The organism is Lutibacter agarilyticus (assembly GCF_900188235.1).
Classification (GTDB): domain Bacteria; phylum Bacteroidota; class Bacteroidia; order Flavobacteriales; family Flavobacteriaceae; genus Lutibacter; species Lutibacter agarilyticus.
This window is the reverse complement of sequence record NZ_FZNT01000002.1, coordinates 546,756-568,355: the sequence shown is the minus strand read 5'-3', so window position 1 is coordinate 568,355 and position 21,600 is coordinate 546,756. Positions and strand designations below refer to the sequence as shown.

The 21,600-nt window shown below is 33.4% G+C and carries 18 protein-coding genes; 11 read left to right on the top strand and 7 right to left on the bottom strand.

Annotation, left to right across the window (positions count from 1 at the left end; genetic code table 11):
- Both CHB67_RS17165 and CHB67_RS05080 read right to left on the bottom strand, forming a co-directional pair.
- A partial coding sequence (locus CHB67_RS17165) for a hypothetical protein (protein WP_176461216.1) occupies positions 1-4,379 on the bottom strand: 4,379 nt, incomplete at its 3' end.
- An 834-nt stretch (positions 4,380-5,213) separates the two neighbouring features.
- Entirely contained in the window at positions 5,214-6,626 is a 1,413-nt protein-coding gene (locus tag CHB67_RS05080; RefSeq protein WP_089380654.1) for a serine hydrolase domain-containing protein, read from the bottom strand.
- A gap of 179 nt (positions 6,627-6,805) precedes the next feature.
- On the opposite strand from CHB67_RS05080, the gene CHB67_RS17010 reads away from it, so the two are divergent.
- From CHB67_RS17010 to CHB67_RS05065, 4 genes are all read left to right on the top strand, one after another.
- Positions 6,806-6,949 carry a hypothetical protein gene (locus CHB67_RS17010; protein ID WP_176461215.1) on the top strand — a complete coding sequence of 48 codons (144 nt, stop codon included), beginning with the start codon at positions 6,806-6,808 and terminating at the stop codon, positions 6,947-6,949.
- Positions 6,950-7,000: 51 nt separating this feature from the next.
- A complete protein-coding gene (locus CHB67_RS05075) occupies positions 7,001-8,215 on the top strand; it encodes an aminotransferase class V-fold PLP-dependent enzyme (RefSeq protein WP_089380653.1) in 1,215 nt (404 codons plus the stop codon).
- Between the two features lie 169 nt (positions 8,216-8,384).
- Positions 8,385-9,458, top strand: a complete 1,074-nt coding sequence (locus tag CHB67_RS05070; RefSeq protein WP_089380652.1) for a zinc metalloprotease — start codon at positions 8,385-8,387, stop codon at positions 9,456-9,458.
- A 67-nt stretch (positions 9,459-9,525) separates the two neighbouring features.
- Positions 9,526-9,936 (top strand): hypothetical protein, encoded by a 411-nt coding sequence (locus CHB67_RS05065; RefSeq protein ID WP_089380651.1) that lies wholly within the window; start codon positions 9,526-9,528, stop codon positions 9,934-9,936.
- 15 nt (positions 9,937-9,951) lie between these two features.
- Here CHB67_RS05065 and CHB67_RS05060 read toward each other — a convergent pair whose 3' ends face one another.
- Together CHB67_RS05060 and purN are read right to left on the bottom strand one after the other, a co-directional pair.
- Positions 9,952-10,584 (bottom strand): ribonuclease H1 domain-containing protein, encoded by a 633-nt coding sequence (locus CHB67_RS05060; RefSeq protein WP_089380650.1) that lies wholly within the window; start codon positions 10,582-10,584, stop codon positions 9,952-9,954.
- Positions 10,577-11,146, bottom strand: a complete 570-nt coding sequence (purN, locus tag CHB67_RS05055; RefSeq protein WP_089380649.1) for a phosphoribosylglycinamide formyltransferase — start codon at positions 11,144-11,146, stop codon at positions 10,577-10,579. The genes CHB67_RS05060 and purN overlap by 8 nt, the downstream gene beginning before the upstream one ends.
- A 173-nt stretch (positions 11,147-11,319) precedes the next feature.
- Between purN and CHB67_RS05050 the strand changes: the two genes are divergently transcribed.
- The 5 genes from CHB67_RS05050 to pyk all read left to right on the top strand — a co-directional run bounded on the left by CHB67_RS05050 (position 11,320) and on the right by pyk (position 15,572).
- Complete coding sequence (locus CHB67_RS05050; RefSeq protein ID WP_089380648.1) at positions 11,320-11,556, top strand: acyl carrier protein; 237 nt, start codon at positions 11,320-11,322, stop codon at positions 11,554-11,556.
- Between the two features lie 7 nt (positions 11,557-11,563).
- Positions 11,564-12,814, top strand: coding sequence for a beta-ketoacyl-ACP synthase II (gene fabF / locus CHB67_RS05045; RefSeq protein ID WP_089380647.1), 1,251 nt, complete (start codon positions 11,564-11,566; stop codon positions 12,812-12,814).
- 13 nt (positions 12,815-12,827) lie between these two features.
- Positions 12,828-13,568, top strand: a complete 741-nt coding sequence (gene rnc / locus CHB67_RS05040; protein WP_089380646.1) for a ribonuclease III — start codon at positions 12,828-12,830, stop codon at positions 13,566-13,568.
- Positions 13,569-13,665: 97 nt separating this feature from the next.
- Positions 13,666-14,127: an IPExxxVDY family protein gene (locus tag CHB67_RS05035; protein WP_089380645.1), complete on the top strand. Its 462-nt coding sequence runs from the start codon at positions 13,666-13,668 to the stop codon at positions 14,125-14,127.
- An 8-nt stretch (positions 14,128-14,135) separates the two neighbouring features.
- Positions 14,136-15,572: a pyruvate kinase gene (gene pyk, locus CHB67_RS05030; protein WP_089380687.1), complete on the top strand. Its 1,437-nt coding sequence runs from the start codon at positions 14,136-14,138 to the stop codon at positions 15,570-15,572.
- Here the strand turns inward: pyk and CHB67_RS05025 are convergent.
- From CHB67_RS05025 to CHB67_RS05015, 3 genes are read right to left on the bottom strand one after another with little or no spacing between them, the layout of a single operon-like run.
- Positions 15,569-16,675 (bottom strand): DUF2891 domain-containing protein, encoded by a 1,107-nt coding sequence (locus CHB67_RS05025; RefSeq protein ID WP_089380644.1) that lies wholly within the window; start codon positions 16,673-16,675, stop codon positions 15,569-15,571. The two genes, pyk and CHB67_RS05025, sit on opposite strands and share 4 nt — an antisense overlap.
- Before the next feature lie 10 nt (positions 16,676-16,685).
- A complete protein-coding gene (locus CHB67_RS05020) occupies positions 16,686-17,033 on the bottom strand; it encodes a hypothetical protein (RefSeq protein WP_089380643.1) in 348 nt (115 codons plus the stop codon).
- Positions 17,034-17,056: 23 nt separating this feature from the next.
- Positions 17,057-17,608 (bottom strand): HNH endonuclease, encoded by a 552-nt coding sequence (locus CHB67_RS05015; RefSeq protein WP_089380642.1) that lies wholly within the window; start codon positions 17,606-17,608, stop codon positions 17,057-17,059.
- A 180-nt stretch (positions 17,609-17,788) separates the two neighbouring features.
- Between CHB67_RS05015 and CHB67_RS05010 the strand changes: the two genes are divergently transcribed.
- Both CHB67_RS05010 and CHB67_RS05005 read left to right on the top strand, forming a co-directional pair.
- Entirely contained in the window at positions 17,789-18,124 is a 336-nt protein-coding gene (locus tag CHB67_RS05010) for a single-stranded DNA-binding protein (protein ID WP_089380641.1), read from the top strand.
- A gap of 158 nt (positions 18,125-18,282) precedes the next feature.
- The gene (locus CHB67_RS05005) at positions 18,283-21,600 is read left to right on the top strand and encodes an Ig-like domain-containing protein (protein WP_089380640.1); all 3,318 of its coding nucleotides are present in this window, start codon (positions 18,283-18,285) and stop codon (positions 21,598-21,600) included.

The following is a 21,600-nucleotide window of genomic DNA, read 5'->3' as shown; positions in this document are numbered from 1 at the left end:
CAATTTACTACCGCTGGTTGAGTATCTTGAACTCCTGTGTTTTCCCAAGAACAAGTCGTTGTGTTGAATACAAAATTATCCCAACAGTTTACTACCGCTGGTTGAACATCTTGAACTCCTGTGTTTTCCCAAGAACAAGTTGTTGTGTTGAATACAAAGTTATCCCAACAATTCACTACCGCTGGTTGAACATCTAGAACTCCTGTGTTTTCCCAAGAACAAGTCGTTGTGTTGAATACAAAGTTATCCCAACAGTTTACTACCGCTGGTTGAGTATCTTGAACTCCTGTGTTTTCCCAAGAACAAGTCGTTGTGTTGAATACAAAGTTATCCCAACAATTCACTACCGCTGGTTGAACATCTTGAACTCCTGTGTTTTCCCAAGAACAAGTTGTTGTGTTGAATACAAAATTATCCCAACAGTTTACTACCGCTGGTTGAACATCTTGAACTCCTGTGTTTTCCCAAGAACAAGTCGTTGTGTTGAATACAAAGTTATCCCAACAATTCACTACCGCTGGTTGAACATCTAGAACTCCTGTGTTTTCCCAAGAACAAGTCGTTGTGTTGAATACAAAGTTATCCCAACAGTTTACTACCGCTGGTTGAACATCTTGAACTCCTGTGTTTTCCCAAGAACAAGTTGTTGTGTTGAATACAAAATTATCCCAACAGTTTACTACCGCTGGTTGAACATCTTGAACTCCTGTGTTTTCCCAAGAACAAGTCGTTGTGTTGAATACAAAGTTATCCCAACAGTTTACTACTGATGGTTGAACATCTTGAACTCCTGTGTTTTCCCAAGAACAAGTTGTTGTGTTGAATACAAAATTATCCCAACAGTTTAATACCGCTGGTTGAACATCTTGAACTCCTGTGTTCTCCCAAGAACAAGTTGTTGTGTTGAATACAAAATTATCCCAACAATTCACTACCGCTGGTTGAACATCTTGAACTCCTGTGTTCTCCCAAGAACAAGTCGTTGTATTGAATACAAAATTATCCCAACAATTCACTACCGCTGGTTGAGTATCTTGAACTCCTGTGTTTTCCCAAGAACAAGTCGTTGTGTTGAATACAAAATTATCCCAACAGTTTACGACCGCTGGTTGAACATCTTGAACTCCTGTGTTTTCCCAAGAACAAGTTGTTGTGTTGAATACAAAATTATCCCAACAGTTTACTACTGATGGTTGTGGTGGAGCGCCTGGAGATACTAATACAATATCAACATCATCCAAAGAAGTACAACCTGAAACTGTAATAGCAATATTATTATAGGTTCCTTCACTTAAACCATTAATAGTTGTACTTCCTCCTGAAACTGAAATATTTGTAAAAATTTGTGAGGTTGAGGAAGCATCTTCGTAATTAATTGAGTAATTCCCATCTGAAACATTTGTTAAAGACAAAACAATACTACCATCTGTCCCACCACAAGTTGTTGGATTATTACTTGAAGTTAATGAAATAGTAGGGGAACTTATCATTGTCACTATCCCCTTTGAAGTTAATTCACCACTACAACTTGAAGGCGCAACGCCCGTTGCTACTATATTAAATGTAGTATCTGCTACTAAATTACCTGTTGGTAAATTAATAGTTCCTCCTGTTCCTGATACTGGTAATCCAATATTGGAATCATCGGAATCATCTCTAAGCTGATAAGAAAAGCCTACTTCTGATAATTCAACCGTAATATTCGTAGAAGTCCCTGCACAAATTGGGCTTGTAGCTGCAACTGTTAACCCTAAATCAGGGACAGCATTTACGGTTACATCAACTTGCTCTGTAAGAAATGTCTCGCAGGAACCTGATGGAATTTTAAATGCTTTAACATTTAAAGTTGTGTCTGATGTTAAAGTTCCACTTGTTAAAACAATATCTGATCCATTTCCTAAAACAGAAACTCCTGTTGGGGTTGTAGTATCTGCAAGATATAACTGATAAACAACCAAATTTTCTGAACTTAAAATATCAACATTAGCAACAAAAGATCCTGAGCAAATTATTTCATTTTCTGGATTTACAGTCTTATTGTCTAATGGGGTAATACATTGAATTATTTTACTTGCAGATGGAAGTGATTCACACCCGCCATTGGAAGCCTTTACCGTTACAATACCTCCTGTATATAATTCATAATCTGGAATTCCAGTAATTGTCCAAGTAGTTCCGCTAACTATAGCAAATACTCCTTCAACTTGAAATCCATCAACATACAGAGTAATAGTACTTCCTCCTGTCCCTGTACCAGAAATAGAAGTTGATTGTTCAATAATTGGATCTGTAGAAATTGTAAGACCAGCATTGCTTGGACTTGTTCCAACAACAACTCCACTAGAGGATTGGCTTACTGTTTTACAACTTACCAAAGGAGTTGCTGTTGCTGTTAATATACTTCCTCCAGAAATAGCCGAGTCAGTAAATTGCCAAAACCCTCCTGATGAAACAGTAGTTGTTCCTTGTAAGGCTCCATTTTCATATACACTAATAATGGTTCCCACTGCCTCCGAAGATGTTCCTTTAATTAACACATTAGACAAGGACGGACAATAGGATCCAGTAATTACAGGAGGAGCTGTTAAACCACCTCCAATATTAATGTCCGGTGAAATAGATGAAATACATTTTCCATCAACAATAGCTTGAGCTGTAATAACATCACACTCCGACAAACTTAAAGATTCTATTGACCAATTCCCTGATGAATCCGTCTTATCAGTGCCAACCTGAATACCATTTATAAATAACACCACGTTTACATCTATAACATTATCAGGAGATGGAACTGTCCCTGTAATAGTTGTTGAACTTACTGTTGGCACGGGGCTAATTGATGGTGTTTTTGTTGTGTTTGCAGTATTACAAGTTATCCCAACACTAATATAGACAGGATCAGATTCACATTTTCCTGATTCTGTCGCTGTTACTCTATAAGTTCCATCTGTTAAACAAGCTCCTCCTGATGCGTTACAATTGATGCTTGATCCAGTTCCAACACATTTCCATAAAAAATTATCAGCTGCACTATCTAATGTTCCAAGTGCCAAATCATTGGCAGTTATTTGACCGCCTGAAAAATCTGTTCCCGCAGAAGGAATAGATGCTATCAAACTATTTCCTTGATATACTTTAATTACAGCTCCTGAAGTAGCTGTTCCAACAATGCTTTTCCCACAATATCTAGCTGATGTTGGTGGTGCAGAACAAACTACATCAACTGTTATTGTATTACAATCACTATCAGAAACAGATTTATTCGTTGCTTGTGCAGTCGCATGGATAACATCATTTGAAGTCAATGCTGGTGAAATCCCAGTCAATGTCCAAGTCCCACCGCTTACAGTTTCTGTTCCTATTAATACCGCATTTTTATAAACCCTTATTATTGTACCGTCTGCTTCTGTTGTATTTCCTGAAACACTTGTATCTCCAACACCAATTGATCCAGAGATTGAAGGACAAGTTGATTTTTCTAAGCAAAGCCCAGCATTAATATCTGCCAATGAACAAGGTCCTTGATTCTCAATAATAGTTTCAAAACAATCTGCCAAAGAACCACAGGAGCCGTCAACACCAGCAATATCTGAAGCTGAAGAAGAATTACATATTGTTGACTTCAATGCTGCCATATTATCTATAATGGCCATCCTAATAGGCGTACTTGGAGTAATTCCAAATTGAGATGTTAAATCTCCAAAAGGGACAAAGAAATCTAAAAAATAATTTTGTGGATTGTATATTTCAGAATGAGCAATAGATTTTTGATAATTAGTGGTTCCATTATAAGAAATAACCGGACTACAATTCGCTGGTCCATCTATATCATAAACATACACTCCAAATTTTGTAGCTAGCACAATTTCAATCTCAAAACCAGGATTGGTTGAAGTGGCATTTGGATCAGCGTTTACTCCAGAATAACCAAACTTACCATCAGTATCAACAAGAATACTATAACTCTTTGCATTCGGTCTAACAGATCCCATTCTTAATCTAAACAACCAATTATTACTAGCATCAACATAATTCATTGCAGGATCCTCTATACCTGAATCAACAAAATCTGTAAATCCACCATTAGGCCCGTTATTTATATCACTCGTTGGCTCCGTTCCTGGAAAAATAAAAGGAATATATTGAATTTCACTTTCAGCTCTATCGTTATTAATAAATCCAGCTGTAGTAGCAGAAATATAACCATCACCATTCGGGTCTAATACCGCTGTACCACCTCCTGTTGCTGGCTCAAAAATCAATCCCTTTGTTTGTGAAAATAAAAGGTTTGTAAAACATAAAATGAAAAGAAAACTAAGGATTCTTTTTCTATATAATGAATACTTGATAGTAGTTTGAATTGGGTAATTTTTTTTCATATATATTTTAATTTGACATTCGTTATTTGAGCATATTTCAACTTAAAATATACTTTTGATTTCGAGATAAATAATAAATTATTTTCACTCCAATGTGTAAAAGATATATTCATGTAGATAAAAAATTGTGATTATTAATAACCTTAAAATTTAAACTAAATTTTCGGTTATTCTTCAAAACTGAATAAACTTCAGAAGTAACTATAATTCGTTTTAAATTGTATGTTTGAATTAAGGGCAAACTTGTTATATTTGAAGGAGTTTTCAATAAAATCTTGAAAATAATTTATTCTCAAAAATAAAAAAATTAAGGCTCTAACACCCCATAAATCACACAATAAACATACTGCTAAAAAATTTCAATAAAATACCTATTTAGCATAACAAATGGATGTTAAAATCGTTATTCTTTATTTCTAAAACCACAACTTAGGTTGTAAATAATACAATTTTCATCATTTTATTGATTTTTCACGAAAAACAGCACCTTTATATCTTTTAACTATTTGCTAATAAGCCAATGTTCTATAACTGCGTTAAAATGTTCTAAAAGCTATTTTTATAATAAAAACTATTAGTTTTCCGTTACCTAAATTTAAAGAATCACTAACAGTTTAGTAAAATATTTTTATGAAGTAAAAGCTTCCATAGTTTTAATTGTTTTTTTTAATTAGTTTCCCTTTTTCGCAAACAAAATTAAACAACGACACTAAAGTTGAATATTTCATAATTTTCAAAAAATTAGATTCCACTTTTTTTTAATTGCGACATAAAAAAGAAATAATAAAAGAATTAATTCACTTTAGTGCTAATAACAAAAAACAACCACTTTAGTTATTTAAAAACAGATAAAATATCCTTTAATAATTCATTTGATGATTGATTATTCAACTCAAATTCTACCACGTCTTTATTTTCTTCTGGTTGAATTTCTCTTGTTTTTAATTGATCATCTAATTTACTGTAGGTAACGCCTAAGCGTACGACAACCAATTCTTTTGAAGGAATGATAAAAACACGTTGTCCTTGGTAACCATCAGCAAAAAATAAATCTTTTGGAACATCTGGTAAATGACCTCCTGCATTTAACCAAAACTGAGCGCCGTAAACACCCTCAGATTCGTTTGTTGGAGTTTTAGTATAATTTACCCAATCTTCGCTAAAAACTTGTTCGCCATTCCAATTTCCTTTGTTTAAATACAATAAACCAAATTTAGCCCAATCTCTTGCGGTTGACCACCCGTAAGATGATGCCACGTAATTTCCAGCTAGATCGGTTTCAAAAATCATAGAATGCATCCCAATTTTATCGAATAAATCCGTGTACCAAAAATCGAGATATGCTTGATGTGTTTTAAATTTAGTTCTTATAATTCCGCTCAACAAATTAGAAGTTCCAGATGAATAATTCCAAGTTTCATTAGGTGTTCCAACCAACGGTTTATTAATTTGAGATTTGGTCATATCGGTATCCAAATACAACATTTTAGTTACATCAGATATTTTAGTATAATCCTCTTCCCACTCCAAACCACTGTTCATTTGCAACAAATTATTGATGGTGATTTTTGCACGTTCATCGTTTTTCCAAGCATCAATAGGCGCAGGCTCTTCAACTGTTAATTTCCCTTGAAAATTCAATACACCACAAACGGCACTCATTAAACTCTTCCCCATAGACCACCCAATCAATCTTGAATTTTCATTAAAACCTTCAGCATATTTTTCAGCAATTATTTGATTTTTATAAATTACAAGTAGTGCACGAGTAGTATTTTCAGAAGTATTTTCATTAAAATAGTTATCTACTACTTTTGTTAATTTTTGATAATCAATATTTGAAAAAACGGTGTCTTTTTGAGGTGAATTTCCATACGGAAAAGGTGAATTTTGAGGTGTTTTATTTCTTTTAGGCACCAAATAAGGAGCGTTTTCATCATAATCTTCATTAATCACAACAGCACCCAACCCTTCTCTATAAACTGAAGTTCTGCTTTTAAAACCAAAAACGTTAGTTGCAACCATTTTATTTTCAAAATCTACTTTGTTTGTTGCTAATGAAACTGGAGAAAAACCATTATCGACTGCTTCAACCAATTCTTGAGACATACCCGCAACAAAAACACCCGAAGCCATACTTTTAGCTGAATAACCTGATATTAACACCAATTTTTGAAAGTTTGTAAAGCCAACGTAAATAACTACTAATACTAAGATTGAAAGTGAAATTTTTAGCGCTTTTTTCATTTTGTTTGGGTTTTGGTTGTTGGTTGTTGGTTTCTGGTTTAAACTGCACTGCTACTGAATACTGTAAACTAATAATACTAACCAAAAGTACCAAATATTTTATTAGTTTAAAAAAAGTGTTTACAGAAGTTGGAAGACATTATTATATTTAGAAGTAAAATATTAAATAGTAGAAGTCATTGCGAAATTTTGTTGAAGCCATGTCTATGGCCATGTTAAAAGGTGCTGGTTTAACCGATATCTCTCCTCAATTAATCAAAACCTTTTTATATGCTATTCTTATGAATGGTTTAGCTGTAATTAGCTACAAAAAAACTACTTAAAACAAACTCAATTTTGTAATTTTGTATTTAGAATCATTCTAAAAAGAGCGTATGATAGATATAGATAAAATTAGAGCCGACTTTCCAATACTAAAAGAAAAAGTAAACGGAAAACCGCTAGTTTATTTAGACAATGCAGCAACTAGCCAAAAACCACAAGTAGTAATTGATAGTATCGTAAACTACTACACAACCATAAACTCAAACATTCACAGAGGTGTTCATACACTAAGCCAGGTAGCAACTGATGCTTATGAAGAAGCACGTCTTAAGCTGCAACAGCATTTCAACGCTAAAAAAAGTTACGAAATTATACTAACTGCAGGAACCACGCATAGTATAAATATTGTAGCTACTGGCTTTACTTCATTATTAAATAAAGGTGATGAAATTATTGTTTCAACTATGGAGCATCACTCTAACATTGTTCCTTGGCAAATGTTGTGCGAACGCACAGGTGCTATTTTAAAAGTAATTCCTATGAATTATGAAGGGGAATTATTAATGGATGCTTATGATGAATTACTTTCAGAAAAAACAAAATTAGTATTTCTAAACCACGTTTCTAATGCCTTAGGAACCATAAATCCTATTCAAGAAATTATTGATAAAGCGCATGCTGTTGGAGCTGCGGTTTTAATTGATGGCGCACAAAGTTGCCCACATTTAAAACCTGATGTTCAAGCATTAAATGTAGATTTTTACGTGGCTTCTGCCCATAAATTATGTGGACCAACAGGTGTTGGTATTTTATATGGAAAAGAGGAATGGCTAAATAAATTACCTCCTTACCAAGGTGGTGGAGAAATGATTAAACAAGTTACTTTTGAAAAAACTACGTATGCCGATTTACCACATAAATTTGAAGCTGGTACACCAAATATTGCTGGCGGCATTGCTTTTGGAGTCGCTATTGATTATATGAATGAAATTGGTTTTGATAATATTGCAGCTTATGAAAACGAATTGTTAGCATACGCCACAAAAAAATTATTGCAAATTGAAGGTTTAAAAATTTACGGAACAGCTAAAAACAAAACTTCTGTAATTTCATTTAATATAGGCGATATTCATCCGTTTGATATTGGCTCAATAATAGATAAATTAGGAATTGCTGTTAGAACAGGTCACCATTGCGCACAACCGATTATGGCTTTTTATAATATTCCAGGCACAGTTCGTGCTTCATTTTCATTCTACAACACTTTTGAAGAAATTGATGCTTTGTATGATGCCTTGGTAAGAGCAAAAATGATGCTAAGCTAATTTTTAATTATTGACAAATATTTATTAAAACATACTTTGTATTGAATAAAAACCACCATTTTAACAATTTCAACTTATTTATGATTCTTTTTTAACTTTTTTTTAATATATTCGTTCATCTTAAATTTAAAAAGACGAAAAAAATATTAATCAAATTTTAAAATTAAAAATGAAAAAATTAATTCTTTTTTTAGCCTTTATGGCTTTAGTTGTTGTTGCCTGTAACAACGACTCAAACGAAACGATTCCAAATCAAGAAATTGCAGAAGTAGACATGAGCGATTTCTATCTTTACACTGACAAAGAAGACAATGGAACAGCGGGAAAATCTACTCAAAGTGGTGAAAAATGTCATTCAATGCATGTTTTAAATCGTCAACTAAAAGAAAACCCTGGATTGTACCAAAAAATGTACAATGTTGAAAAACATACCAGACAATTTATCGCAGCCAAAAAACCTACTGGAACTCCTGGAGGAGGCGGAGGCACAGATCCTGGTACAGACCCTGGTACAGATCCAACATATACTGAAGCAATAACAATTCCTGTAATTGTAAATATTTTAGAAGACCCAGCTCACCCAGTAACACAAGCACATATCGACTCTCAAATTGAAATTTTAAATGAAGATTATAACAATGCAAACCCAAACACCAGTGGTGCCCCCGCTGAGTTTTCAAGTTTGGTTGCAGATGTTAATATTACTTTTACATTAGCTAGTGTTAACAGAAAAGCTTCTACAAAAACAACTTGGGGAACTAATGACGCTATGAAATATGCTAGTCAAGGAGGTATAGACGCTACATCACCATCTACCTACTTAAACCTTTGGGTTTGTGAAATTGGAGGTGGTATTTTAGGCTATGCACAATTCCCTGGAGGAACTAACGCAACAGATGGTGTTGTTATTGGATCAGACTTCTTAGGTGAAAACACAGCTGGAGGAGTATACGGAGACGGAAGAACTGCTACACACGAAGTTGGCCACTGGTTAAATTTACGTCACATTTGGGGAGATGGAAGATGTCGCCAAGATGATTTTGTTACAGACACACCAAGTTCAGACGGTGCAAATTACGGTTGCCCAACATATCCAACTATCAATTGTAAATCAGCAGACATGACTATGAACTATATGGATTATGTTTATGATGATTGCATGTATATGTTCACTGCTGGTCAAAACGATAGAATGAGAGCTTTATTTATACCAGGAGGAGCTAAAGAAAGTTTTGTAAATTAATTTAAAAGTCAATACAAACAATATCAAGGAGCTAATTAATTAGCTCCTTTTTTATTATATTTAAACTATGAAAAATTTACTTCAGTTAAGTATTGTAATTTGCTGTTTAACATTCTCTTCTTGCAATAGCCAAGAGATAACAAACAACACTTCATTAAATTATATAGCACAAACTCGCGGCTACATATACACCATTCAACTAAACAATAACAAACTTGAATTAAACAATAACACAAATATTAAAATAACAACACTCTCAATAGATCAAAAAAAAGAACTTGAACAACAACTCCTTAAAATTAATTTTAAGCAACTAACAAATAATATTCATAATGAAGATTTAGCTGTAGACAAAGCCATAAAAGGAACCTTTGACTTAAATTTTGAATCGAAACAGTATCATTTTGATTTTAACCACAATAAGCTTCCTGAAAATATTCAAGAACTTATTGTTCTTTTAGAAAAGTTCACACAGTAAACAACCCAGATATATTTACTTCCTACCAAAATCAGCAGGAATTTCACCCCAAGCTTTGGTTTCCCACTTTAATATTTTTGTGGTATAAGTATTTTCTTTCAACCACTTTTCAGCACGTTTTATTAAATCGAATAATTTTTTATTTTCAGGAGTAATTTGAAGATTAGTTCTACATTGTCCGTTTTTAACCCAACTCATTGCAATTTTAGAATCTGAATAAATTGGTAAGTTGCTCTTTTTTTGTTTTAAAAAACCTAATCCGTGCACCAATGCTAAAAACTCACCTATATTATTAGTTCCTTTTTCAAAAGGACCTTGAATAAAATATTGTTTCTTTGTTTGTGTGTCTACTCCTCGATATTCCATTTTCCCAGGATTTCCTGAACAAGCAGCGTCTACCGAAATTGAGTTCATAATAGGTTTACCTATACGTTTTAATTCCGCAGGACTTAAACTAATTTTTTTAGTGTCTTTTCCAACATAATCTTCGTACTTACCTTTAAAAGCCTTTTCGGCCGCTTCTTTTGAAGCAAACGACTTATATTGCGCACCTTTAAAATCTGTTATGTGCTTTTTACAAACATTCCACGATGTAAAAACACCGGTTTTATGCCCATTCCAAACCACATAATATTTTTTTTTAGCCATTTTGTAAGATCACTTTTTCAATAACTTCAGGAAAATGAGCATATTCCAACTCATGTATTTTAGCAGCTACATCATTCACTGTATCTGATGGCAATACTTCAAAACTATTTTGAAAAATAATAGCGCCTTCATCATAATTCTCATTTACATAATGAATGGTAATACCCGATTCCTTTTCTTTATTAGCCACAACAGCTTCGTGCACATGCATTCCATACATACCCTTACCACCGTATTTAGGCAATAATGCAGGGTGAATATTAATAATTTTATTAGGAAAGGCATCCAATACATTTTGTGGAATCTTCCATAAAAATCCGGCTAGTATAATATAATCAGCATTTTGTTTAAGCACATCTAAAACAGCCTCCGATTCATAAAAATCAGCCCTATTAAAACTCATACTACTAATATTTAAACGATTAGCTCTTTCCAAAACCATTGCATCCTTTTTATTTGATAAAATCTTAGTAACAGTCACTAATTGACTTTTTTCAAAGTGTTTAACGATGTTTTCGGCATTTGAACCCGACCCAGAAGCTAGAATTACGACTCTTTTCATTAATAAAATTTAAGTTGAACAACAAATTAACTAAATAATTAGTAACAATTATGCTATAAAACGTGAAAAAATAGAAATTTACAGATTCAATAGCATCTTTTATCAAAGAAATGATTTTGATTTAAATAAAGTTTCATATTTTTGCCGCGTAATTAAATTTAAAATAAAAAATTATGTCAGACATTGCATCAAGAGTAAAGGCCATTATCGTAGATAAATTAGGCGTTGACGAAAATGAAGTGACAACAGAAGCAAGCTTCACAAACGATTTAGGAGCTGATTCACTTGACACTGTAGAATTAATCATGGAATTCGAAAAAGAATTCGATATTCAAATTCCAGACGATCAAGCAGAGAACATTGGAACTGTAGGTCAAGCAATTAGCTATATAGAAGACGCGAAAAAGTAATTTTTATATGGAATTAAAACGAGTTGTAGTAACTGGACTTGGTGCATTGACACCTATTGGTAATAATGTTGAACAATATTGGAACGGACTTGTTAACGGCGTTAGCGGGGCAGCTCCAATTACGCATTTTGATGCGTCCAAGTTCAAGACTCGTTTTGCTTGTGAAGTCAAGGATTTTGACGTTAAGCAATTTATAGATCGAAAAGAGGCTCGAAAAATGGACAAATTCACACAGTACGCTATGGTGTCTACTGATGAAGCCATTATTGATTCTCAATTAGATCTAGAAAACATTGATAAAGACAGAGTTGGTGTTATTTGGGGAGCAGGTATTGGTGGTTTAGAAACATTTCAAAATGAAATGATTAGCTATGCTGCTGGTGATGGTACTCCAAGATTTAACCCTTTCTTTATTCCTAAAATGATTGCTGATATCGCACCAGGTCAAATCTCTATTAAATACGGATTTAGAGGACCTAACTTTGCAACAGTATCAGCTTGTGCATCATCTTCAAATGCAATTATCGACGCATTAAACTACATTCGTTTAGGATATGCAGATGTAATGGTTTCAGGAGGTTCTGAAGCTACTGTGGCAATTGCAGGTATTGGAGGTTTTAATGCCTTACAAGCACTTTCTACAAGAAATGAAGATCCAGCAACAGCATCAAGACCGTTTGACAAAAACAGAGATGGTTTTGTTTCTGGAGAAGGAGCTGGGACACTTATTTTAGAAGAATACGAACACGCCATTGCTAGAGGCGCAAAAATCTACGCAGAAGTAGGCGGAGGCGGATTATCTGCTGATGCACACCACATTACGGCACCACATCCTGAAGGATTAGGCGCTAAAAATGTGATGCTAAACTGCTTAAGAGATGCTGGTTTAAAACCAGAAGATGTTGATGCTATAAATATGCACGGAACCTCTACTCCTCTTGGAGATATTGCTGAATCTAAAGCAATTTTAGAAGTTTTTGGTGAACATGCTTATAACTTAAACTTAAATTCAACCAAGTCAATGACTGGTCATTTATTAGGTGCTGCCGGAGCTGTTGAAGCAATTGCTTCTGTTTTAGCAATTAAACACGGAATGGTACCTCCTACAATTAATCATACTACGGATGATGATCAAATTGACAGTAAATTAAATTTTACGTTTAACAAAGCACAAAAACGTAATGTAAAAGTTGCTATGAGCAACACATTTGGCTTTGGAGGACACAATGCTTGTGTACTCTTTAAAAAACTAGATTAATAGACAATAATGAATGAGTTTAATTCGTAAAATTATTAAACCTCGAACCGCTCGTGACGAGTACTTTTTTGTTGAATTAAAAAAAATAATTGGGTTTATTCCTAAAAATTTACATTATTATAAAAAAGCATTTATCCACCGATCTATTCAGGAGGTAGATAAAGAAAGTGGTTTACCTCAAAATTATGAACGCTTAGAGTTTTTAGGCGATGCCATGTTAAGCGCTGTAATAGCAGCTTATCTTTTTGAAGAGGTTCCATCAGGAGACGAAGGTTACTTAACGCAAATGCGTTCTAAAATAGTAAGCCGAGAACATTTAAATGAGCTTGGCAGAGATTTAGATCTACTAAAATTTGTGAAAAGTACGGTAGCTAAATCTAAATTTGGTGAAAACATTCATGGCAATGTATTTGAGGCATTAATTGGAGCTATTTATTTAGACAGAGGGTATAATTTTTGTGAAAAATTCATTCAAAAAAGAGTTATTATTCCTTACGTAGACGTACCCAAGTTAGAAGGTAAAATTACAAGCTATAAAAGTTTATTTATAGAGTGGTGTCAGAAACAAAAAAAGGATTTTCAGTACGAAGTATACGAAGATACAGGTAAAGATACCGTGAAACATTTTAGCGTTAAATTATTTTTAGATGGCAAGATTATTTCAAAGGGTAGAGCCACTTCAAAAAAGAAAGCCGAAGAAACAGCATCAAAGAGAGCCTATTTTGCTTTTCAGAATGAAATAACTAACAATTAAGCCCTAAAAATCGAATACGTTTTCGTAGAAATTGTTAGTAACTGGCTACAACTGTTAATAAACAATAGTATTTTTGCACAATTAGTTTTCATTTTATATGCAGCTATTAACATTTGATTTAGAAGAAGATGATTATTCATTGGTTGGAATTCATTCCACTGAAGAAGATTATAGGTTAGCTTTTCTTTTGAACCAACATTTAAACACAAAGCTAACGAGGTATAAAAATAATTTGGATTTTAAAAACTTAGATGCTGAGTTTCCATTATTCGAATTTAAAGATGAAAACAGTTACATAAATTATTATTTAATAAATAACAAACATAAACAGTTTGTTCAAAACCAAGAAAACCCAGGCCTATTTGGCGGTAATTATAGTACTATTTACTATTTAATTCCTGAAAAAAAGAACATTGATTTCTTTTTAAAAATTGAAGGATGTTACCGTGAAAGCTTTATAAAAAATTTAATAGATAAACTAAATGCTCTCAACCAAATAATAACCTCATACGCAATAGATACCACAACACTTAAATCAAAAGATCACCTAATTTTTTAACTATGGCAATTATTAATAAAAAAAGAACAAAAATTGTAGCCACGCTAGGCCCTGCTACTGATACAAAAGAGATCATTGAAGAAATGATGGAAAGCGGAGTAAATGTTTTCCGTATTAATTTTTCACATGCAGACTATTCTGAAGTTGAAAAACGTGTAAATATTATTAGAGAAATCAACGAAAGAAAAGGATATCACGTAGCCCTTTTAGCTGATTTACAAGGACCTAAATTAAGAGTAGGTGTTATGCAAGAAGGTGTTGTACTAAACATTGGGGATGTATTTACATTTACTACTGAACAATGTGAAGGAACTAAAGAACAGGCCTTTATGACCTACCAAAATTTCCCAAAAGATGTGGAAGTTGGTGAGCGTATTTTAGTTGACGATGGAAAACTAATGTTTGAAGTTACTGCAACTGATAGAGATACAAAAGTTACTACAAAAGTATTAAGAGGTGGTCCATTAAATTCTAAAAAAGGAGTTAATTTACCTAACACAAATATTTCAGTTCCAGCTTTAACTGAAAAAGATATTCAAGATGCTTTATTTGCAATTAAAGAAATTAAAGTAGACTGGATTGCTTTATCATTTGTAAGAACTCCAGAAGATTTAATGCAATTACAAAAATTAATTGCTGACAATTCTGAATATAAAATTCCAATTATAGCTAAAATTGAAAAACCAGAAGCGGTTGCTAATATTGATAAAATTACTGCATATTGTGATGCTTTAATGGTTGCTCGTGGAGATTTAGGTGTTGAAATTCCTATGGAACAAGTACCTTTAATTCAAAAAAGATTGGTTGCTAAAGCTAAAAAAGCACACATCCCTGTAATTATTGCTACACAAATGATGGAAACTATGATTGAAAATCAAGTTCCAACAAGAGCTGAAGTAAATGATGTTGCAAACTCAATTATTGATGGTGCTGATGCTGTAATGTTATCAGGAGAAACTGCAATGGGTAAATTCCCTGTTGGAGTAATTCAACAAATGCGTAGAATTATTGAGAATGTTGAAAACTCTCCAATAATTGCAACTCCTGAAGTTCACGCACAATGTATTAATGAGCGTTTTATTTCAAAGAAAATATGTCATCAAGCTGCTATTATGGCTGAGTCTATTAATGCTGAAGTTATTACTACATTAACAGCTACAGGATTTACAGCTTTCCATATTTCATCTTGGAGACCAGAAGCTAATATTTTAGTATTCTCGTCAAACAAAAGAATTTTAGCAATGCTAAACCTACTGTGGGGAGTTAAAGGTGTTTATTACGATAAGTTTGTAAGTACTGATGAAACTATTGAAGATATTAATGGCCTTGCTGCTGAGCGCGGATATTTAAAAGAAGGTGATTACGCTATTAACATTACTTCAACACCAGTAAAAGCTAGAGGTATGGCTAATACAATACGTATTACAGAGTACGGAAAAAACTAATCGCTTTTTAAAATAGCATATAGCGCAAAAGACGCTAACCAATGGGCTCCAGCATATTCGCCGGAGTCCATTTTTTTATAACTATAGTCAAAATGTTTATTGGCTAAATTTATCATTTCATCATTTTTTAGCGCAATTCCTATTTCATATAAACACCAAGCCCTGCTAAAATTCAAGCCATCTAAATGGGCTAATTTTCCGTCTGAACGATCTGTAACTTGAGCAACTTGTAAATAAGCAGCAGGATTGCTTCTAAAATCGGGTAAAAATGCATCTAACCAAGGTATAAATTCTTCTTCAGGAAGCACTTTTAACATTAAAGAAGCTTCTTGTAAACAAGGTGATAAGAAATCAAATCCGCTCGGCTCCCAAGAAATTGGGCAACCTTTATCATTAAAGTAATACTCTTTCGCTTTTAATCGAATTGTTTCCGCTAATTCAGGCGCATATTTTTTAGCATAATCTAAGGCAAACGACATTCCAAAAGCAGTGTTTGTATGTTCACCAACCCGAATAGGATAAGGTAATTTGGGTAAAAACTCCAAATACTTCAATTCAACTAATTGTACCAACGGTTCTAAGTTTTGAGACATTTGATTAGCCTCAACTGTATTCCAATCTCGCAATGTTTCAGCTACTTTTAACAACCAAGCCCAGCCGTAAGTTCGTTCAAAGGTTTTATTATGCACGTCATCAAAATAAGCAACTTCCTTCAAAATATTTTCTTTGGTGATTGTTGTTTGAAGCTTCTTTAAAATAGCATCATTCCCCTCAAAACTAGGAATTTCTTTCATAATATTCAACAAAGCCCAATGTCCGTGTACCGAAGAATGCCAATCAAAACAACCATAAAATGCCGGATGCAATTCAGAAGGTTCTTTTAAATAACTTGCATCACCTAAAACCTGCCCTAACTTGTTAGGATATTCCTGATCTATACAATCAAAAGCAAAGTGATATAAATAATCGGCGCTCTTAGTATTTAAAACTGGTTTTGGGTAAATTACTTCTTCAATAATAACTACATTTTGGCTGCTTTTAGTCGATTTTTTACAGGCCAAAATAAAACTAAATACAGTTATAGTAATTATGATTTTTTTCATCTTTTAAAAGTTACTCTTTTTTAATTAACAAATAATAATCGTTTTCTAAAACCAAATACCCTTGATCGTAAATATAAAAATAAGTATTCCCTGTTTTTGTTTTATAAATGGATGTAAAATAATTAAAATCAAAATTCCCATCTAATAATCTAGTTCGCGTAACTTTTGTTTTTCCTGTTGTATTTATTTCAGATAATAGTCGATAATTTTTTCGTAGGCGATTGTTAATGTTTCGTATTAAATTTTTACTATCTTTATTTACTTTGTTGTTGTAAGTATTTCTACAATAGTCTGAACAGAATTTTTTATCTATTCTACCTTTAATTGGTTCTTCACATTCTAAGCATTTTTTTTTCATAGTAAATTTTACTGATTATTGTTTTAAATTTTTACATGCCCCCAATTTTCACCAGACTTGATACGATATAATTGCATTTCTGAAATGCCAAATTGCTTGGCTATTATACGCATTCTGGTTTTCCTGTTGGGATCAAATATTTTTTTCTTTATAAGTCTTACCCTTCCTTCTGTTAATTTTGAGTAGGTTATTTTCCCTATTCTGGCTATTTTTTTTGGATTCTTTTTATGATGTAAATACATCGCCGACTTAGTTGCCCATTTTAAATTTGAAGCTTTGTTATTTTCTTTATCAAAATCTAAATGAATTACATATTTTTCATCTTCTTTTTGTTCCAAAAACAACAGTGCAACTAATCTGTGCACATAATATGATGATGTTATTTTTTTTCCTTTTTTTCGAATCCAAAATGAGGTATAACCACCAATTAATGATGTTCTTGATAATTCCCAGTTATCGTTATAAATCTTTTTTCGCTTTACCCTACCATAATTTGAAATCAAATATTGATCCTCATCACTCCAAGCCTCGTTAGCATAAGGCTTCCAAATCTCATTTCTAAAATCTCGTATCATACTCTTAATTATTAGTTTGTAGTTTTACAAATATACAACAATCTTATCCGTTTACAATCGACTACAAACAATTACATCCGAAAGTAACCATATTTTAACCGAATATAATTTCAAAAGCATCCAATATTTGCACTGTTGAATTGAACGAATGACATTCAACATAATTTAAAAACTTATCTTATGAGTACGTTAAGAAACAAAGTACAGCTAATTGGAAACTTAGGAAATGCTCCTGAAATTATTAATTTAGAATCTGGTAAAAAATTGGCAAAATTTTCACTGGCAACCAATGAAAATTACAAAAACGCACAAGGCGAAAAACAAACAGAAACACAATGGCACAATTTAGTAGCTTGGAATAAAACCGCTGAATTAATTGAAAAATATGTTGAAAAAGGAAGAGAAATTGCTATTGAAGGAAAACTAACTTCAAGAAGTTATGAAGATAAAGATGGAAATAAACGTTATGTTACCGAAGTTATTGTAAGTGAATTGCTTTTGCTAGGCAATAAATAGGGTGGAAATTTGTTATGAAGAAGAGGAAAAGGCTGTTTGAAAAGACAGTCTTTTTTATTTCTAAAACACCTTATAAATTAAATTGTACTACAAAAAATTCAGCTTTCAAAATTAAATATTTTATGTGAAATGACAATTTGTTTGTACATTTACCCTTGATGAAATCTAAACCAAACAACGCCCATATTTCACTAATATTATTGCTACTAATTGCAATAAACTGTTGGTCACAACAACCACCTGAACTAACTGCCACAGGTAATCAAGCCTACTGTCCTTTAAGGGATATTCCAATAGTAACCGATTTTAATATTACCAACCCTGATAATGTACCCATAAATAATATTTATATACAAATTTCAGAAGGATATGAGCGTGGAGAAGACAGTTTAATACTTACCGGAAGTCATCCTAATATTACTGAAGGAGTGTTTAATAATACTGAAGGAAAACTAAAATTAGAATGGACAGGCTCAGGTACTCCAAATGACAGTGAACTAATTGCAGCCGTTAAAGATGTTCAATTTAGAAATAATACCGTGAATCCTTCAAGTGATAAAGCATTTTCAATTACTGCCGGAGAAGCCAATTATTTACCTTCAACTGATCATTATTATGAATATGTTTCAGATATTGGAATTACTTGGAAAAATGCAAAAATAGCAGCAGAAGCAAGAACTTATTATGACCGACAAGGTTATTTAGCGACTATAACCTCAATTGAAGAAGCAATCCTCTCTGGAGATCAAGCTGCTGGTGCTGGTTGGATTGGCGGTAGTGATGAAGCCGTTGAAGGCACTTGGAGATGGGTAACAGGTCCTGAAACTGGTAAATCTTTTTGGTTCGGTGATGGAAATGGAACCACTGTTGGAACAGATATTCCGTTTGCCTATTGGAACACTTCAAACAACGAACCTAACAATTTAGGTGATGAAGATTTTGCACACGTAACAGCTCCTGGAATTGGAGATCCAGGGTCTTGGAACGACTTATCTAATACGGGAGAAAGTTCTGGAGATTATCAACCTAAAGGCTATATAGTTGAGTATGGAGCGCCCGGGGATCCACCCTTGAATATTTCGACAAGTACAAAAATTTATATCCCTAGAATAACAGCAACCACTACACCAACACCTATTTGTGGTGCAGGAACTGCAACGCTTACTGCTACATCTAACACCAGTTTTGTGATTTGGTATGATGCTTTAACTGGCGGAACCAACTTGAGAAGTGGAGATACTTATACAATTCCTTCCCCAATTTCAACAACTACTACATACTACGCTTTAGCTTCTTCTGATGGAATTTGCGAAACAGGAGAAAGAACACCAATAACCGTTGTAGTTAATACCATACCAACAATTACTTCAACAACAAATACAACCATTTGTGGTGCAGGAACAGGTACGTTAACAGCAACTGCTTCCGCAGGAACAATTAATTGGTATGATATGCCAACTGGAGGAATTTTAATGGGCACAGGAACTAGTTTTACCGCTCCAGTAATTTTCTCAACAACTACCTATTATGCAGATGCTACTGAAAATAGTTGCACAACTTTAACCAGAACTCCGGCCACTATAACGGTTCAGTATACTACCGAACCTTTAGCGACTTCACCGCAAACTTTTTGCGATATAGAAAATGCAACCTTGGCCGATTTAACAATTACCGGAACAACCATCTTATGGTATGCCAATGCAACAGGAGGAACTGCTATAAATCCTTCGGAATTATTAGTTAACAATACCACCTATTACGCTACGCAAACTATAAACGGTTGCGAGAGTCCAACAAGATTAGCTATAAACGTTTCGGTTTTTGAAACTGTTGTTGAATTACCTTCAGCAAATATTCCAATACTAGAAGAATGCGATAATAGTATAGATGGAGACGATACTAACGGATTTACACTATTTAATTTAACAGATAATGAGGCTGTTTTATTAAACGGAAAAAACGCTTCAGATTTTACCTTTAGTTATTTTACCGACCCAACGTATGTTATTAGTAGTGAAATTACCAATCCAACAAACTTTGAAAATACTGTTGTAAACGGACAAACAATATATGTTAGAATTGCCAATAATATAGACAACTCTTGTACAACTGAAACTTCTTTTGAAATTCAAGTAAATTCGCTACCTGTAATTCAATATAATGTAACGCTAAAAAACTGTGATGAAGATGGAACACCCGATGGTTTTACTGATTTTAATTTAACCGAAGCTGATCCGTTTATTACAAATGGAGACACCACTTTAACGGTTACTTATTATTTGAATTTTGCGGATGCAGATTCAGGAAACAACGCCATTAATCCTTCGCCATTTAACAATGCAACAGCAAACACAGTTTACGCTAGAGCTGAAAATTTAAATGGATGCCATAGAGTTGCAACCATAACACTTGAAGTATCTACAACAAGTTTCCCTACCGGTTATATGAATAATTTAGAGCAATGCGATGCTGATGATAGTATTGACGGCTTTGAAATATTTGATTTAACACAAGCTTCCGCAGACATCATTAATCAGTTTCCAACGGGACAAAATTTGAGTGTGCATTATTTTAGAAATTTGAATGATGCTCAACTAAAAAAGAATGAAATTCTTCCGCAGGATAGCTATATAAATGAAACTCCTTTCTTACAAGTTTTATATGTTCGGGTACAAAGTGAAGATAATGGCGATTGTTTTGGAGTTGGTGCACATGTAACTTTAACGGTATATACTCGTCCTGAATTTGAAGTAAATCCAGCAGAAATTGTTTGTTTAAACCTACCTCCTATTACGTTGGCTCCATCAAATGCACAAGGAATTTATACCTACGAATGGTTTAATGAAGCTGGTACACTTATAAGTAGTCAGCCAACCGCTTCGGTTACTGAAGGAGGTATTTACACTGTAATTGCAACTTCAAGTTCAGGTTGCGCTTCATTTCCTAAAACGGTAACTGTAACAGAGTCAATTATTGCCACCATTACTCAAAACGACATTAGCGTAACAGACGATTCTGAAAACAATACCATTACCATAAATACAGTAAACTTAGGAATTGGCGAGTATGAATTTTCATTAGACAATAGCAACGGTCCTTACCAAGATGAACCTATTTTTGAAATGGTTGCACCTGGTATTCATACCATTTTTATTCAAGATAAAAATAACTGCGGAATTGCTTCTATTGAAGTTTCTGTAATAGGTTTCCCTAATTTCTTTACACCAAATAACGATGGATTTAACGATACTTGGCAAATTTTAGGAGTAAGCAGCGATTTTTACCCAACATCACTTATTTATATTTTTGACAGGTACGGAAAATTAATCACCCAAATAAGACCTACTTCCGAAGGATGGAATGGGTGGTATAATAACGAGCAATTACCTGCAACAGATTATTGGTTTACAGCCCAATTAATTGATGAAGATGGAAATATTCGCGTGAAAAAAGGACACTTTAGCTTAATAAGATAA